The sequence below is a fragment of the Coprococcus sp. AF38-1 genome, from assembly GCF_003603945.1.
In the GTDB taxonomy this organism is placed as follows: domain Bacteria; phylum Bacillota; class Clostridia; order Lachnospirales; family Lachnospiraceae; genus Coprococcus; species Coprococcus aceti.
Genome location: NZ_QVGO01000006.1, coordinates 217,414 through 234,424, shown reverse-complemented (window position 1 = coordinate 234,424; position 17,011 = coordinate 217,414). Strand labels below are relative to the sequence as shown.

The 17,011-nt window shown below is 38.0% G+C and carries 16 protein-coding genes and 2 pseudogenes; all 18 read right to left on the bottom strand.

The window, feature by feature from the left end; translation table 11 throughout:
* Positions 1-17: 17 nt before the first annotated feature.
* Positions 18-2,462: pseudogene (locus DW025_RS10600) on the bottom strand (SpaA isopeptide-forming pilin-related protein); the annotation flags it as partial.
* Complete coding sequence (locus DW025_RS10595) at positions 2,431-2,814, bottom strand: hypothetical protein (protein WP_243104967.1); 384 nt, start codon at positions 2,812-2,814, stop codon at positions 2,431-2,433. The pseudogene DW025_RS10600 and the gene DW025_RS10595, both read right to left, overlap by 32 nt.
* A gap of 258 nt (positions 2,815-3,072) precedes the next feature.
* Entirely contained in the window at positions 3,073-3,696 is a 624-nt protein-coding gene (locus DW025_RS10585; protein ID WP_117551380.1) for a class I SAM-dependent methyltransferase, read from the bottom strand.
* 43 nt (positions 3,697-3,739) lie between these two features.
* Positions 3,740-4,033 (bottom strand): hypothetical protein, encoded by a 294-nt coding sequence (locus DW025_RS10580; RefSeq protein WP_004853536.1) that lies wholly within the window; start codon positions 4,031-4,033, stop codon positions 3,740-3,742.
* 170 nt (positions 4,034-4,203) lie between these two features.
* Complete coding sequence (locus DW025_RS10575) at positions 4,204-5,319, bottom strand: DUF6017 domain-containing protein (RefSeq protein WP_117551426.1); 1,116 nt, start codon at positions 5,317-5,319, stop codon at positions 4,204-4,206.
* Positions 5,316-5,687 (bottom strand): hypothetical protein, encoded by a 372-nt coding sequence (locus DW025_RS10570; RefSeq protein ID WP_243003516.1) that lies wholly within the window; start codon positions 5,685-5,687, stop codon positions 5,316-5,318. Before DW025_RS10570 ends, DW025_RS10575 begins: the two co-directional genes overlap by 4 nt.
* A pseudogene (locus tag DW025_RS10565) lies at positions 5,671-5,799 on the bottom strand (ParA family protein); the annotation flags it as partial. The gene DW025_RS10570 and the pseudogene DW025_RS10565, both read right to left, overlap by 17 nt.
* A 19-nt stretch (positions 5,800-5,818) precedes the next feature.
* Positions 5,819-6,064 carry a hypothetical protein gene (locus tag DW025_RS10560; protein ID WP_008402103.1) on the bottom strand — a complete coding sequence of 82 codons (246 nt, stop codon included), beginning with the start codon at positions 6,062-6,064 and terminating at the stop codon, positions 5,819-5,821.
* 398 nt (positions 6,065-6,462) lie between these two features.
* Positions 6,463-6,951: an NUDIX domain-containing protein gene (locus DW025_RS10555; RefSeq protein ID WP_119999852.1), complete on the bottom strand. Its 489-nt coding sequence runs from the start codon at positions 6,949-6,951 to the stop codon at positions 6,463-6,465.
* A 54-nt stretch (positions 6,952-7,005) separates the two neighbouring features.
* The gene (locus tag DW025_RS10550; RefSeq protein WP_119999850.1) at positions 7,006-7,635 is read right to left on the bottom strand and encodes an NUDIX domain-containing protein; all 630 of its coding nucleotides are present in this window, start codon (positions 7,633-7,635) and stop codon (positions 7,006-7,008) included.
* Positions 7,636-7,646: 11 nt separating this feature from the next.
* On the bottom strand, positions 7,647-9,347 hold the full coding sequence (locus tag DW025_RS10545; protein WP_119999848.1) for a phosphorylase family protein: 1,701 nt from the start codon (positions 9,345-9,347) through the stop codon (positions 7,647-7,649).
* Positions 9,344-9,961 carry a hypothetical protein gene (locus tag DW025_RS10540; protein WP_119999846.1) on the bottom strand — a complete coding sequence of 206 codons (618 nt, stop codon included), beginning with the start codon at positions 9,959-9,961 and terminating at the stop codon, positions 9,344-9,346. Before DW025_RS10540 ends, DW025_RS10545 begins: the two co-directional genes overlap by 4 nt.
* Positions 9,958-10,578, bottom strand: a complete 621-nt coding sequence (locus DW025_RS10535) for an ATP-binding cassette domain-containing protein (RefSeq protein ID WP_119999844.1) — start codon at positions 10,576-10,578, stop codon at positions 9,958-9,960. Before DW025_RS10535 ends, DW025_RS10540 begins: the two co-directional genes overlap by 4 nt.
* A gap of 211 nt (positions 10,579-10,789) precedes the next feature.
* Positions 10,790-11,986: a recombinase family protein gene (locus DW025_RS10530; protein ID WP_119999843.1), complete on the bottom strand. Its 1,197-nt coding sequence runs from the start codon at positions 11,984-11,986 to the stop codon at positions 10,790-10,792.
* The gene (locus tag DW025_RS15190; protein ID WP_243104965.1) at positions 11,983-13,572 is read right to left on the bottom strand and encodes a hypothetical protein; all 1,590 of its coding nucleotides are present in this window, start codon (positions 13,570-13,572) and stop codon (positions 11,983-11,985) included. The genes DW025_RS10530 and DW025_RS15190 overlap by 4 nt, the downstream gene beginning before the upstream one ends.
* A 178-nt stretch (positions 13,573-13,750) precedes the next feature.
* The gene (rlmD, locus tag DW025_RS10520) at positions 13,751-15,274 is read right to left on the bottom strand and encodes a 23S rRNA (uracil(1939)-C(5))-methyltransferase RlmD (RefSeq protein WP_119999841.1); all 1,524 of its coding nucleotides are present in this window, start codon (positions 15,272-15,274) and stop codon (positions 13,751-13,753) included.
* A 27-nt stretch (positions 15,275-15,301) separates the two neighbouring features.
* Complete coding sequence (locus DW025_RS10515; protein WP_022216953.1) at positions 15,302-16,246, bottom strand: 3'-5' exoribonuclease YhaM family protein; 945 nt, start codon at positions 16,244-16,246, stop codon at positions 15,302-15,304.
* A 139-nt stretch (positions 16,247-16,385) separates the two neighbouring features.
* Positions 16,386-16,823, bottom strand: coding sequence for a hypothetical protein (locus tag DW025_RS10510; protein ID WP_118758358.1), 438 nt, complete (start codon positions 16,821-16,823; stop codon positions 16,386-16,388).
* Positions 16,824-17,011: the final 188 nt, after the last annotated feature.

The window sequence follows — 17,011 nt, the reverse complement described above, 5'->3', positions numbered from 1 at the left end:
GTCATCATAATGGTTTAGGAAAGGTCAACATATCTCGGCTCTTTGTCCAGCACATAACCATGGGCTGTTTTTACTTCCTTCACATAGTATTTTCCAGCCGGGAGATCTCCCATCTGTGCAATACCATTGGAATCTGTGGTAATGGTTCCCACTTTTTCATCGGTTTTGAAATAATCTTCACTGACACCATCTGCCGCTTTGATATCTTCCGCAGCAAATACATCGAACGTCACATCTGTAAGGCTTCCGGTTACATACTCAAAAAGATGCTCCACGGTACCTTTTACATGATCCAAAAGTGTTACCTTATCCAAAAACTCTCCATTTTTGTTGATGATCAGAAGTCCTGTCGGTACTTCATCTTTCATCTCTACTTTCTGAATCTCTGCGGTATCTTCCAGAGTGAACTTCACATCCGTTGCTTTCAGATATCCATAAGGTGCCATTTCCTCACGAAGAGTGTATTCCTCTCCAACTGTCAGGCGTTTGATCACATGTGGCTGATCTTTTACAGACGTCCACTGATCCACAACATTTCCTTCTTTATCAAGAACGGTGAGTTTTGCCCCATCCAGCTCCACACCTGTTGTTACATCAGATTTCGTGATTTCTACTGTTGTCGGCTGGTTCTTTTTCACAGTTTTCAGTTTTACTGTCTTCACATCCTGTCCCTGGTAAGAAGCATCCAGATTCAGAACTTCATCAGAGGATACAAATCCCGCCGGTGCTTTTAACTCCTTCACATAATACTGTCCAAGTGGCAGATCCAGCGTACATGCTGCAAGTCCATCGTTATCAGAAGTCATTTCCTGTAAGAGTGTGTCTGCTTTCACGATCACTTTTCCATCCGCCTTAATATCCGCTTTGTTAAAGATACCAAAGACAGCTCCAGCTACGGTTGCACCATTTTCTGCATCCTGTTTTTCTACCTGGATTGTAACTTTCTGTCGGTCATCGCCAACAGTCACTTCCTGTTCGATCACAGGTGTATCCTGATTGGCATAGACAAATGCGACTTCTGATCTGTCATGGTTCAGTACGAATCCTTCCGGTGCAGTCTTTTCTACTACATAGTAAGAACCAAGCGGCAGATTCTCTGCAACTGCTTTTCCGTTTTCTCCAGTCTTTACCGTTGTTACCAGTGCATCTTTTGCATAGATCAGCTGTCTGTTTCCGTTTTCATCTTTCTGATAATCCGGTGTATAGATATTTTCAGCTGCATAGACATTAAATTCCGCACCCTTCAGGTATCTTTCTTCATAAACAAAATCCTTTTTGAATCCGGTCAGCATTTCACCTTTTTTATAGATCGTCAGCTTTCCTTTTACCGGATGGTTCTCGTAATCTACCGTAATAATGGCATCTCCGCTCTCAGAATCCATCTGGTATGCTGTGTTTGCATCCACCGCAATCTCTACATAGTTCTTGTTGATTGTGTACCCTTCCGGTGCGTTGACTTCCTCAATGCGGTAATGTCCGATCTTCAGATTCTTCGGCATGATCAGATATCCCTGGCTGTCCGTAAAATAGGACTTATGGGTTGTTGTCACTGGGTAAGTTGTTACCTGTTCCACATACTTCTTGTTGTCCAAGTCGTACACTTTAAATTCTGTTCCTGCAATCAGGACGGATTTCTTTGTTTCATCGTCTTTTTTCACGATTTTCAGTTTTGCCTTAAACTCTTCATCCAGAAGCACTCGCCAGATCTGTGGCTCATTTGGATGATGCTCTGTGATATTCACTTCAAAATCATCGACTGGCTTGTAGTTGTGCGGTGTTGTTGTCTCACGCACGATATAGCTTCCAAATGGTAATGGAATACTGCAGGCATACCCTTTTTCATCTGTGAAAATCTCAGTTGCTCCATTTTCTCCACTCACTACTGGTTTTGCAGAATCAAAATCATAACTTCCATCTGCTTTCTTTGTAAGGGAAGATTTCAGATAAACTGTAAATCCAGCTCCGGATAACAGATCTGCATCGGTCTTTCCATTGTTGGCTGCTTTAATGATCTGGAATGGCTGCTTGATGACCTGCTCACTGGAAGTGCACTCTCTTTTTACTTCTGATGTCATATCTCCTTCATAACTGCACGTAAGATCATGCTCTTCTGTATCTGCCAGGTATCCGGTCGGAGGTGTAATCTCTTTGATATAATATTTGCCAAGATACAAGCCATTTACAGAAGCCTGTCCTTTGTCATCTGTTGTAAGAGAAGCTACCTGTTCTCCTGCTTTATAAATAGTTCCAGTTGCTCCGTCCGGATGCACGATATCTTCACGGGCATACAGACCATAAACTGCACCTTTCAGTGTGGCATCTCCCTGCGGTACTGCTTTTCCTGTTTCTTTATCAACTTTGAATAAATTGATCTTTGCTGTCACACGGTCATTGCTGAAGGTATGGGCAAATGATACGGTTGCTTCTTTATCATTGGTGTAAGAAAACTTGAACGTATGCAGTGTGCGTGATAGAACCATCTGCTCTCGTTACCTCTTTCATATCCATTGGAATATGACTTTTCTTACAGGCTTTCTCCAAAAGTTCCGCTGTTCGCTCATCATTCACATCAATATGCGTGACATCCTTGCCCTCTCTGTTAAATCCCTTTAATGAGCCATGAGTTTCCTTATAATTCGACATTACCTTATCGACAACCTTGCCGAGCAATGTCTCCTTCTGTTCCTCACTCATACCCGGATTCTGCTGTTCAGACCGCTTACACGCATCCGCAATGGCAGTAATCAGATCTACGCTGACAGTCACAATCGCCTTTCCTGTCTGGAACGACTCCTGCGTCAATTCATCGACCATTGTTCTGTCCTCCCGATATTATTTTCTCTGTGCTTCCTGTCGTGTGTGGGTGGTCTTACCCATCGAATACCATTTTTGTTGTACATTTGTTATCCTCCTTCTTTTCAATTTGAGCTTCTGGACAATTTGTCCAAAAGCTGCTTTCCTTTTTTGTCCTCGAAAGGACAAAAAAAGAGCATTTATGCTTTTTACACATAAATGCTCTGACGCTGTTTTATTATAAAATTGTCTTAGCTGTTGTTCCCTACAAACTGAAATTTAATAATTAGTTTTTTTCGCAATCAAAACTCCAACAGGAGCTAAACCGCCATCCACCAAATTCACTTTGACGACTGTAAAGCCATAATTCGTAATAAACTCACAAAAATTTTCCTTGTTCCATTCTTTGTATGCTTTAAATCCTGTAATAGACATCAATCGCTTTCGTAAACCACTTGATTTTTTCTCTGCCCATAAGAAGGTTGGTGCGTACAAAATACCATCTTTTTTTAATACTCTACGAATTTCCTGCATTGCTTTTTCAGGCTCTGGCATAATGTGCAGTGCATTTGAAATTACTACACAATCAAAATTTTCATTCTCATATGAAAGTGCCGTTGCATCGGCTACGCAAAAACTAAGTTTTTCTGTTGTACCTCTCTTTTTCGCTTGCTTAATCATATTTTCCGAAAAATCGGTTGCCGTCCAGCTATTAGTACAATCGGACAATGGGAAAGATAGCTGCCCTGTTCCACAAGCTAATTCTAATACATTCATATCAGATTTGAGATAATCTCTAATATATCCGCAGATTGCATTATAAAACTTCTTATCTGACTCCATCAAAGGTGCATATATTTTTGCAAGTCGTTGCCAATAACCCTTGTTTGCCTTGTCTTTCATATCAAAATCTCCATTTTATTCAATAATACAACTTCAAATTTGCTTATTTTAACCAAATCGGACCGACAATAAATATTCCCCAAAAGAGAACTGTAATAATGACTAAGGCTTCAGATACAGACCAGTAAATGATTTTATATTTTTTTACCGTAAGAGGATATATAAAATATATCAGTACAACTAATAGCTGTAAAATGATAAATAGTATTGTTTCCTCAACCGTTGCAGATATGAAAAAGTCAGCAGCGCCCTTTGCTACACCCTTACCTATAAGCCAGATATTGACTGCCAAAAAAGAAACGATTGAAAGAATTAGCTTTACACCAAATCTATTCATGTTATTCCCCTCCAAATTCCGATTTGTAAAACTGTAGCATTGATTATATCAAAGAATCATACTTGCAGCAATCCCCTTAAAACGAGAGGCAGGTGTGCCCTCCTGCCCCTCAAAAGGAAGGGAAGGTGAAAAATATATAGTCAACTGCTGTTTCCAGCAGCTATGAATCGTTACTTACCATAGAAGTCATGGTTTACTTCTGCTTTATAGTAATTACTACATGTTACAGGAGCATTATACAGTGTCGTGAGCATATAGCTTCGTATGTTGCGTACCTTTGTAGTATTATTCCGCAGGCATTCCAGCACATACTCCATCGTATGAAAATCTATCTTCTCCAATCTGCTCCGAACAACATCATATGGGAAATCATATTTATTGATACGGATTACTGGCTGTTTAACCGCTATGGTCTCAACCATCAGCTCCACCAATTCGTTTATGTCCATCTTCTCTGTAGGATGGCATTGAAGCAATCCGTCATAATCAATATTATCTTTGATAAATGAGCGCACTTCATCCATCCTATCCATCGTATCAGTTTTCACGCCTGTGCCTGATGGAATGATAGGATAGGTAATCTCCTCCGTATTCTCTGTAGTATTCTCTGTATTTGTCTTACAAAACTTTGTATGAGGTGGTACATCGTTTTGTGGTAGGGTGTTACAAAATTTTGCAGGAGGGTCATACGAAATTTTGTAGAGGGTGGTACAAAATTTTGTAGGAGGGTCATACAAAGTTTTGTATGAGGAGGTACAAAATTTTGTAACAGACTTATTTGCTTGGTTTTCAGCCTGTTTTTGTATTTCTTCCCCTGTGTTTTCTACATCTTCGTCATCTCCTGGTATGTTCAGATATGTACATGTGTAAAGTCTATCAACGCATAGATCAATATACATGACATTATTTAAAACCATTCCGCTATTTGTTTCTATGTTACGGAATTCACGACGGATCACACCGATTTCCTCTAGTCTGTCAAACGCTGCCTTCACACTTCTCCGTGATTCTCCAAACTGCTCGGCAAAATCATTGTAAGTTTTCTGTAGCAAATCCTCTCGAAACTTTTTTCTGTAACCAATTGTCATGCCGCTATGCTCGTCCCGTACTTCCACAGGACGATACCAATACACGATTTCCGACAACACACAGATAGCGAGAAGGTATGGCTTGCCATTTTCACGCAAAATTGTTTTATACCAATTTACCGGTGTAACATTGCCACTAATGCTCATCTCTGCCAGCGCATCCACCGACGCATTACCGGTATTTACAATATTAGTCATGCCCTCTCACCTCTTTTCTTCCATTCATCTAAGAGGTTTATTATAACCTCTGTAATCTTTTCTTCCGTATATCCTTCATCAAAGTAGTCATCCAATCTGTCTGCCTTGAACGTTACCTTTCTCGGCTTTGCTAACACCTGTTCCGGAAGCATGATGTTCCTCACTTCTTCCTGTGTAAGCATATTTTCCCGGCAGGATGCCTTTAGTCTTGCCGACTGCTCTATATTAGGGAATATATTCCTGTCGAGTATTATATCGAGTACCCACTGCTGCTGCTCCTCGTTCAGATACGAAAGATCAACACCCTGAATAAAACCAATCTTTTTCCTGTCAACAAAGTCAAGCAGTTCATCCCTGACTATCCGCATCTATAAGTAGTACCTTATTGCCTTCTCTTACCAAACCTATACCTAAGTTCACTGTTGTCGTAGTCTTTGCTACTCCACCTTTTTGATTCACGATTGCTATTACTTTACACATACCGTTGTACCTCCATTCCCTATCGAATCACCATGCCACTTCCTACATAGTGACATTTTTCTTCTACCTGCATAACGTTACTTGGTTTCTTACCAGAATCCTTTTTCTTTCTTGATACTTCTGCATACACACGTTTATATTTATCTGTTCCAACATTATCAAAAAAAGTTGAAACATTATTCACGTCAAATCGCTTATCTCTCTGAAGTAAACGTACAAACCAACGTATGTCATTTTTTGTCCCTTGAAGCCTTATCTTTAACATATTGACACCTCCTTGAATAGAAAATAAAAGGCAGGGATATTCAATATTTTGTAATTAAATATCCCTGCCAAATTGGCTATTTTATTCACTTTTATTCACCAAAGAATATTGTGTCCCTCGTGTCGACTCTATAGCCGACAACGACATGAATTCTGTCCACTATCTGCTTTTTATTCCTTTTCACATCGGTTCTGCCGAAATTGAAAAAGCTGCAAAAGTGCGTAAACTCAAGGATTTCTAGGTATCTTTCCTTTGTATCAACACCACGCTCTCCACATGCGGTGAAAGTTACTTCTTATACTAAATAGCAAAACTGCCTCTTTTTATCAAATAGTAATTATGACATAATAGGGGTAAAATTATCACCCCTTCCAAAATTGATTTACATTCCTTTATTGTTATATCATTCTAATATTTAGTATAGGCAGATAAATATATTTATAAAATTCATTCCCTTCAACCATTTTTTGAATTTCTATTTTAGAAGCAAATTTTACATTCCCAACTTCAAGCTCCTGTAAACATAATTTGCCTAATTCGATATTCATTTCAATTAAAAAAACATCTACAAAATGTTGGTTCTTTTTATACTGATAAATCAGTTTCAAATTATCGATATTTATTTCTATTCCTAATTCTTCCTTTACTTCTCGATAAGCTGCCATTATAGGAGTTTCCATATGTAATACAGTTCCCGATGTAGTTGTCCACCGTTCAGGCAAATTTTTAACATATTTAGAACGCTGCTGAATCAAAAAGCCTTTTTTACAATTATATATCCAAATATGAACTGTATAGTAATATAATCCTTTAGGTATATTCCCCTTATCAAACATACAGGTCTTTACTATTTTCTTTTGCTCATCATATAAATCAATCCTATCCATTTCTCACCTAAAAATCAAGGTGCTGAATCAAATCCAGCACCCATATTCCTGTTATTAATTTCCCTTTAATTTCCACATTAAATAATGAGGAATAGTGGCGCACAGTCCATCAGCAGCATTAGACAAATCACAATTTTTAATTATATCTTCCAAGCTAAACCAATTAATTTCCAAAACCATTTCTTTTTCAAACCTATCTTTAAAGTGTTCCAATATAGAATGACTTTGTTCTTTATTTGCCTTAAAATTAAAAACATATCTTAATTCGCAATTTATCTCTTTTGGTTTCTTTAAATCATCTTTTACTTTTCGTGTATATGAACAAATCATACTTAATTCATTTTTATCAATTTCTAAGCCTATTTCCTCTTTCATCTCTCTACATAATGCATCAACGGGAGAAGTATCATCAACATTCATATGACCCCCAACTGGCAAATCATATCTCTTTTTATTAAAATCTCCCCGTGTCTGTAACAAGAGCCTCCCTTCATGATTTTCTATTACAAGAAAAACCACTTGATGAATCAACCCCAAGCGATGACATAAAAAACGTGGAGCTACACCTAAAATTTCCCCATTTTCCCCAAGTACCTCTAACATTTCTCCATCGGATTTTTTCATCGAATCAATGTTAAAAGAAGCCAATTCCATTAATGTTTCAAGATCAATTACTTTTTTCATTTTAGCCCTCCTTAATACTTGTAATTCAACCACTTTCTATATTCATAAGTTAATTGTTTTGAACTAATAAAACTAAGAATTCTATCTATTAATTCTTGCTTCTTAATATTTTGAGCAGAATCTAAACATTCTACCAAACATTTTGTATTTTTAGAAATTTCATCATAACGCCCAATACTATAAGCCATCTCTAATCCATCCTGATAATATTTAATTGCATCATTAAGCATCATATTTTTTCTATATGCATTTCCTAATAATGCGTACAATTTAACCTCTCTATTCCTATCAGATACCTTCTGATATGCTTGCAAAGCCTCTGTAAATTTAACAATACTATTAGCATAATCCATCTTTGCATAGTAAAGTTTTCCCTCTGAAACTAACAATCCATTCAGCATTTCTTCCTTTTCATTTATATTTTCTATCATATTTGCATACTGCATCGCTTCGGCCAGTTTTTTTTCTGTTTCAGAAATGTCTCCCTTTTGCCTAGCAATAGATGCCAAATGCCTATGCCCTTTTGCCATCACATAATATGCACAAACCTCTTTTGCCAGACGTATTCCATCTTCAATATAACGTTTAGCATTACTCACATCTCCTAAACAATAAGTTGTCCAACCTAAATCATCAATTAGCACCTTAGACCTAAGTTCAAAATCTTTTATTTCAAAAGCAGCCTTTTCAACCATATTGCCTAGTTTAATACGTAAATCTAATTGTCCCGATATCCATAAGTACCTACTTAAAACCGAAGATATGTTACATACTTCAATCCATCTTTGATGTTTGAAAGAGTCTTCAATTTGCAAATAAATATTAAAATCATGTGAATCATTTAAATCTTTATAATGTGGATTATTTTCTAATTCATCAAAATTTATTACTTTTTCAAGATAAAGTTTTAATGCTACACTTGCACTCTTCGCTGCAAGAGCTTGAAAATCATCACTTTTTTTCACATCTCCCATATCAGAAATACCTCTAAATATAATCCATGGGAAATCCTCTTTTTCTGTCCGACAAGCTTTTACAAACCCCACTGCTTCCATCTCTGCACCACGACATTTTTCGTCTACATTTTCTGTTATAGGAACAAAAAATTCACTATCTCTTATCAAAGTATCTTCTGATGCAATTGAACCATCAATTAATCTCAACTCTCTGCTATATACACTTTCATCTATACCATTTGCTTTCGCAACCAACTCTGCTCTCTTAATATCTGATAATATATATTTATTACATTCAAGAAAAAAATCTTCTAATGTAATTTTATATCTTTTCAGCATTTGTTCTATTACTCTTGTTCTATTATAGTTTTCTGTTCTTGGTATATATCTTCCTGCTTTATATACCTTTTTTGTTCTATCTATTATTTTTGAAGGCGTAACTACATCACCAATTTTTACTTTTCCTTCTATTCCCGCACTAATACCAACCATACACATTAGTTTAGGATGCCAATTTTGCAAAAAATGTGTTGTACAAATAGAAGCTTCAACATTTCCCGCATCTCCATTAATAAAAGATACAACTAAAGAAATCTCTCTTCCACATTGTTCAGAAAAAATTTTTGACTTATAATATAAAAAAGGACTATTTATCTTAACCAAATTTTGTTCTGATATATTCATTATCTCAAATAACGACTCGATTTCCGTTGGTATAATTGTTATAATTCCAACGTCTATGTTTTTATCAATCATATACTTCCTCCTAATTTTATCTTTCCAATACACTGGCTTTTTCGTAACAAAACATCTTCATAATATGTAAAATCAACTATACCAATACATATTTTTGAAATATTAATTTCGTTTATAATACCTCTTATATCCTCTATATTCCTTTTTACATTTTCAAATTTCTCTGCCTTAATATTACCAAGAGCTATCCAGGGATTCTCTATTATGGTATAATTCAGATTCTTGTCCATGTAAAACTTTTTAACTGCACATAACTCCATCCAATTTGTTTCTGAAAAAAAACATCTTATAACACCATCTGAATCGATTCTGCTATATGTATATCTTAACTCAATTTGAGGTTGCACCATTAACTCTTTTACCATCTGTCTGTAGAAATTTTCATCTGAATTTACTTCAAAAGGAAATCTAACAGATTCACAACGTATAAGTGTCATATGCCACCTCGGATACCAAATAAAACAATCTGGAAAAATATTATCGATTTTTTTTGTACATTCGTATATTTCCTGATTTAATATATTATCCTCCATTGTATCATAAATAGCAGAAATACCAAATCTCTGTTGGATAATTTTGCTATTACGCCGTTCAACATCTTCTAATCTAATCATCTACTATTCAACACATCCTCTATTCCAAGTTTATCAATTTGAACAAAAAAGTCTTCTTCATAATTATTTCGAAGCACAATATAACTTTTCCCATCTTTATCAAATTCACTGATTGCTTTCTTAATCTCTGTACTAATTGATTCTGATTCTACAATAAGATTTACACTATCCTCATCTTTACTATAAACTAAAGATTCATTTAAATCACTTATAAGAAAGATCACAAAATAATTCTTCATTAAATTTTTCAAATGTTTCAGTCCACTAAATCGAAACATAAAGATAGGTATTTTTTTATTACAAACAATTTCTTCATAATCAGTTTTCTTATATCCATATAATGGTTTTGAACCAAATCTTGCGAAAAAAAACTCACTGTTTTCTTTTGCTTTCATAAACTCATCAACTGAAAAATATCGAAAATCATCTCTATCTTCCTCTCTTTTTGACCTTGTTGTACAATTTTTTATAATTTCAAATACCTCTGGATATTTCTCACATAAATACCTAGCTAATGTTGTTTTTCCTGAACCCGACTGTCCTACAATTAGTAACTTTCTTCCGAGAGGAGAACTTACATTATTTTCATCATAAATCCAATAAATATTATCTCTCATATATTTTTCTCCTTTCTTTCCAGACTCATTCTTTTTATAAAATCACACTCTTATCATTACAAAAAGTCCGGCTAAATACCATAATCTGCATTTAACCGGACATAATACTCTAATATTCCCTATATATAATATTAGCAAATTATAGAATTTGATAATATTATATCATGATAGTGCTTTTTTTCAATGTGAACACACATTCTTATAATCTGTTTTAAGTAATATTCTCCTCATTTTTACATTCAATCTCTGTCCCGTCCAGAAACACCACCAGCAACGTCCCATCCTCAAAAACTTTGATGTGGTCCAGTATTTTCAGCATGAAGTCCGTATCCATCTGCGCCAAAGGTTCTGCTCCATCGGTGTATTCTATGAACTTCTCTGCCCGATAACCTTCTAATAGGTTCTCGCTCTGCAGCTGTTCTGTCCACTGCTCCATGAAATCCTCTCGGTTCTCCACCAATGCGTTCCAAGCCATCAGATAAGCCTTTATCAGCGTTTCTTCCTCTACGTGGCGGTTGGCACATCCCATAACTCCTTTGACCTTGTAGCGTTCACTGCACTGCCATACCTTACGGTCAACGCCCGTGCTGCTCCTCCATCCTTTCCGTGCAAATACCTTATTGCAGTCTCCACAAATAATCTTGGATGCAAATGGATTGCTTTCCGGTCGGTGGGAATAGGAGTTTGTCCCGTGCTCTTCCAGGTACTTTTTCCTGCGTTTTATTTCAAGCTGCACACATTCCCATATCCGCTTTGAAATGATGGCATCGTGGTCATCCTCCACATAAAACATCTGGATTTCCCCTTTATTCTGTGTCCGCTTCTTGGTAAGGAAGTCCACCGTATAGCTTTTCTGCAGCAAGGCATCACCCTTGTATTTTTCATTCTCCAACATACTCATTAAGGTTGTGGACTGCCACTTCGTACCGCCATCCCAATTTTTCACGCCTTCCCGTTCAAAAATCCTTTTAATGTAATCCGTTGTTTTTCCATCCAGAAATTCCTGATACAGCCGCACTACAATCGGCTTCTGCAGCCCGTTGATTACCAACTTACCCGTTTCATCCGCATCATAGCCAAGGAAACGCTTGGTACTCATTTTGTGCTTCCCTGTCTCAAACCTTCTGCGGATTCCCCATGTGCAGTTCTCTGAAATGGATTGGCTCTCGTCCTGTGCCAGTGAGGAAAGAATGGTAAGCAGCACTTCCCCCTTTGCATCGAGAGTATTGATATTTTCCTTTTCAAAAATAATCCCTATCCCCAAATCTTTCAACTCTCGCACATAGTTCAAGCAATCCAGCGTATTTCTTGCAAATCTGGAAATGGACTTGGTAATAATCATGTCAATTTTCCCTGCCCTGCAATCAGCAATCATATGGTTGAAGCTTTGTTTTTGAAACAGCCTCATTTTTGAATCTTTATAGTTCCTTTTACAACTTCCTCAATATACTTTGAAGAAATTTCATAATCAATGGAATCCGGAATTTCTTTAAAAACTAGCACTGAAGGAAATGCCATTACAGTATTATGCTTGAGATAATTGATATGGAATATCAAAATATCTACATCATCTCTTTGATAATACTCATAACAAAAAATTCTATTTAACTCTTCTGAATATTCGTCTTTGTTTCTATTATAATGTTCTTGCACCGATGGTCTGTTAAATGGATTTTCAGTAAACTTATAATCCATTCTTGGTTTTTCTGATGGATATCCTGTATATTCAACAATAACATCATTGCATTTAATTTTATATGCATATCCTAAAAATCTCATTTCCAATATATCTTCAATGATATTAATTTCTGGAATGGCTATATCTTTTGTTTTGCAAATATGATTTTTCTTAATAATTATTTTTACGTCAATATCTTCATCAAATGTATTTCCAACATTAGCCACAGTTAAATCCACTAACCCTTGTTGATCTACTTTCCCAAAAAAAGTCATATATTCATTATAATCAACAATAGCCCAATATAAATCTTCTATGGTTTCGTAACGTTTTTTCTCTTCCTCACTACCTTCTAAAGTTGTACCACCACCTCCATAAAAAGGAACAATCAAAGATACCCTTTTTTTGAGATTTCCAACATTCCAAAAAAATTCTTCAATTTCTATACCATTCTCATTAGCAAATTCACAAATAATAGTTTTCCATTCATCAGCAATATCAGCATCCATTATTTTCCCTGACATTAAATCTGACTTTCCTAACAACTTATTTAAATCAGGTGAATTGATTAATAACGAGTTCTCTTTTTTTTCAATAGCTTCAGAAGGTTTTTCTTCTCTAGCTTCCAAATATCCTTGCTGCAACAAGGTAATTTTTGAAATAATACTTTTCTTTTTATCCTTTACCAGTTTGCATTCAGAAAATCCAGAATACTCCACAATTGCATCTTTATCTTCCTGCTGAGATGCCGCCTTAATTTTAAGAACTGGGCTTGCTTTTTTTTCAAATGAGTTTTTCCCACCTACCGCTAGTGGTAAAAAATGCATCCCTAAATGATTCGTAAATAACTGTCGTAATTCCTGTTCATCTCTTACTATAAAATAGATTCCTCTATCTTTGTACTTCTCTTTGAATGCTTGCACTTTCTTATATTGTTCCATATCTACACTAGATGGATTTACAGGTGCATCCAAAAAATACATGAATACTTGTTTATTTGAAGATAGCATTTCTTCAATTTCTTCTTCTGTTCCTGAACCATATCTATCTGTCGGTGTACCAAATTTTGTCCAAAATATAGCAACTGCTGCATCACACTCCCGAACAAATTGTTTATTCAGTAGTTCCTGTGGTTTGTCCCCAGATTGCGGATAACTATCTGTTGACCAGTGCTTTGTAACAATTTCCATATTATTAATATTTCCATATACTCTATTAAAATTACCCACACATTCTCTAATAATATCCGTAAACTGATTCACATCACCCGGACATGAAATTAACAAATCATATGCAGTAATTCCTACTCTCGGCATAAAACTTATTCCTCCTCTGTTACTTTTGTCTCTTTTGCGAAAAAGTATCCTTTCTCCAAAATATATATCTCCCATTTTCCCAAGCCTATCCCCTGGGGTAAACATCTGATTATATCATCACTCTATGGAAACAGAAATACACATCCATTTTTCTTCCAAAATCGCAGAAACCTTTGATTTATTGGGATTTTCTTGACAGAAGGCAGACCGTCTCCACATGCCCGCTATGGCAAAACTGATCCACGACCGCCACCTTCTTCGCCTCATACCCCTTCTCCTGAAGTATTTTCACATCCCTAGCCAGGGTTGCCGGGTCACAGCTCACGTAGACGATACGTTCCGGCGCCATGTGGACCAGAGTGTCCAGAAGCACCTGATCGCAGCCCTTTCGCGGTGGGTCTACGACCACGACGTCCGCGTGGGAGCCGTCGCCGCCCTTCTTGTATATGTCGGGAACGACTTCCTCTGCCTTACCGACAAAGAACTCGGCATTTGTGATCCCGTTGATCTCGGCGTTGTGTCTTGCATCATCTATAGCCTGTGGAACGATCTCCACTCCGTATACCTTCTTTGCCTTCTGTGCGAGGAACAAGGATATGGTTCCTATTCCGCAGTACATGTCCCACACGGTCTCGTCACCGGACAGGTCCGCATACTCCAAAGCCTTGTTGTACAGGACATTTGTCTGGACAGGATTTACCTGATAGAAGGACAATGGGGATATCTGATATTTGATGTCACCGATATAGTCCGTGATGTATGACTGTCCCCAGAGGGTTATGCACTTATCACCGAGTATACGGTTCGTATTCTCCATGTTGACATTCAGGCAAATGGATGTCATGCCGTCTATCTTAACCAGTTCATCTATCAAAATCTCACTGTGCGGAAGCTTGTTGCCATTTGTCACCAGACACACCATGATCTCCTTGGTGGTAAATCCAACTCTGATAAGGATATGTCTGACCAGACCTCTTCCAGTCTCCTCGTCGTAGGTCGATATGTGATTGTCCTCAATGAAGCTTCTGACAATAGCAACTATTTTGTCATTCACTGGCGCACCGATGGCACAGCTCTCTGTGTCTATGATGTCGTGGCTTCTTCCAGCGTAGAATCCGATGACAACATTGCCGTTCTTGTCTCTGCCGACAGGGAATTGGGCCTTATTCCTGTAGTGGAATGGATTGTTCATGCCGTAGGCTGGCTTTTCCATGATGGCTTCCACGTTCTCCATCTTGCCGATCCTCTGCAGACAGTTCTTCACCTTGTTCCACTTGTATTCGAGCTGCTGCTCATAGGAAACCTGCTGCATGGTGCATCCGCCGCATCGTTTCGCCTTGTCGCACACCGGCTCCACGCGGTATGGCGATGGTGTGATGAGCTTCATCAATCTTCCGTAGGCTATGTTCTTCTTCACCTTGACGATCTTCACCTCCGCCAGATCGCCCACCACGGCATCCTTGACAAATACAGTCATGCCCTGAACGTGTCCAATGCCCTCTCCGTCATTGCCCATGTCCTCGATGAGCACCTGATAATCCTCATTTTTGACAAGTGTGACTTCACCAGTATTTGACGCATCCGTTCCGGATGTTCTAACAACTGAACTTGCACTATTCACTGCCTCCATGGTATTTTTTCTCTGCATACCATTTACTCGTCTATTGTTCTTAGGTCTCCTATTGTTCCTAATATCTGACATATACTATCTCTCTTCCTATTGCCGTTATTAATTATCCGACGTCTTTCGGATGTTGGACTGGAGAGCTCTGTTGAAGCCCAGCCAGCCATTGTTGTCCTTTGCCGCATCCAGCTCCTGGATAAATGTCTGGATCTTGGCGTCTGTGTTGTCCGCCATGGACAGTGCCAGAGCCTCGATGAGTGCCGGCTTCTTTGGTGAGCCGTACTCAAGCTCCCCGTGGTGAGCCAGTATGCAGTGCTCCAGCTCATTTGCCGCCTTTGCAGGGAAATTGTCTATGGTATTGATCTTATCGCGGATCATCATCGTTCCCATGACTATGTGTCCCAGAAGCTGACCTGCGTCTGTGTAGTCGTTCTCAGGGAACTTGGAGATCTCGTAGACCTTGCCAATGTCGTGGAGAAGTGCCGCTGTGATCAGCAGATCCCTGTTGAGCACCGGATAATATGTGGTGTAGTAGTCACACATCTTGGCAACTGCCAGTGAGTGCTCAAGTAAGCCTCCTATGTATCCGTGATGTATCGACTTTGCAGCCGAGTGATTCTTGAATTCCTTGACAAATGCAGGATCCTCGGCGAAGAATTTCTTCAGAAGCACCTTGTAATAATCCTTGTCGAGTGATTCCACGAGAGCCATAAGATCCTTGTACATCTGCTCTATATCTTTCTTGGTACACGGCATATAATCAGCCTCTGAGTATTCTCCCTCATCTGCAATACGAATCTTCTTGATATTGAGCTGAAGCTCATTGTTAAATGATGTGACCTGACCATCCACCTTGATAAAGTTCTTTGACTCAAAGTGTCCTATCGCATTGCTCAGCTCCCAGACCTTTCCGGCTATACTTCCTGTCTTATCCACAAGCTCCAGGTTGTAATATGTCTTTCCTGATTTTGTAGTTCCTGTCTGCTTGTTCTTGCAGAGATAGACATTCGATATCATGTCGCCTTCGTTGAAATCTGTTATAAATACCATTTTTCTTTTCCTCTTTCTATGTTTAATTATTATTGTATGCTTTAATTTTAATCATATATAAGAATACAATAGGCGGTTATGAAAATCCAGTATTTACTGAACATTTCCACAACCGCCTATATTACTATATTCCCCCACATCACATCTTATCATACTCATGAAGCTTATCTGAAGCAGCCTTCCCATTCTTCCGTGATTCTTCCCTGTCAAGCTTTCTCACTCCAAACAGCCCCTTGATGACAAATGCTATTCCCACGCAAAGTGTTCCAAGGATCAGTGTGAGCTCAAGTCCTGACATATATCTCAGTGAAACATTCAGTGAGATTATGATGCATACAAAGAATGCTATACAAAGTCCTGTGAACACAAGTCCTGTTCCCATGTTCGGCTTAACCAGAAGTGCGATAAATGCGATGACCAGCAGGACAATAAAGATTCCTCCAATATTCACACCACCACCTATACGAAACAGTGAACTTAAAAGTCCCCAGTCGGACACGACGACATTCTTCAGGAACATCACACTGCCCGCGATCATCAATACGATTCCCAATAAAAACTGCAATAACTCTTTCATAACCTGTCTTCTCCTCTTCTTTTTGTAATACGCAACTCTCTTTGTCTTAAGTCATATATCGCTTTATTTTTCCCCCCAGATCAAACTGTATTTTATAATATCAGCTTTGTGTTCCTCCCGCAACCACAGCCGCTGAATTAATCAGGGAAAATGTGCCTATTTCTACACCTGCAATATGTTGACGCTCT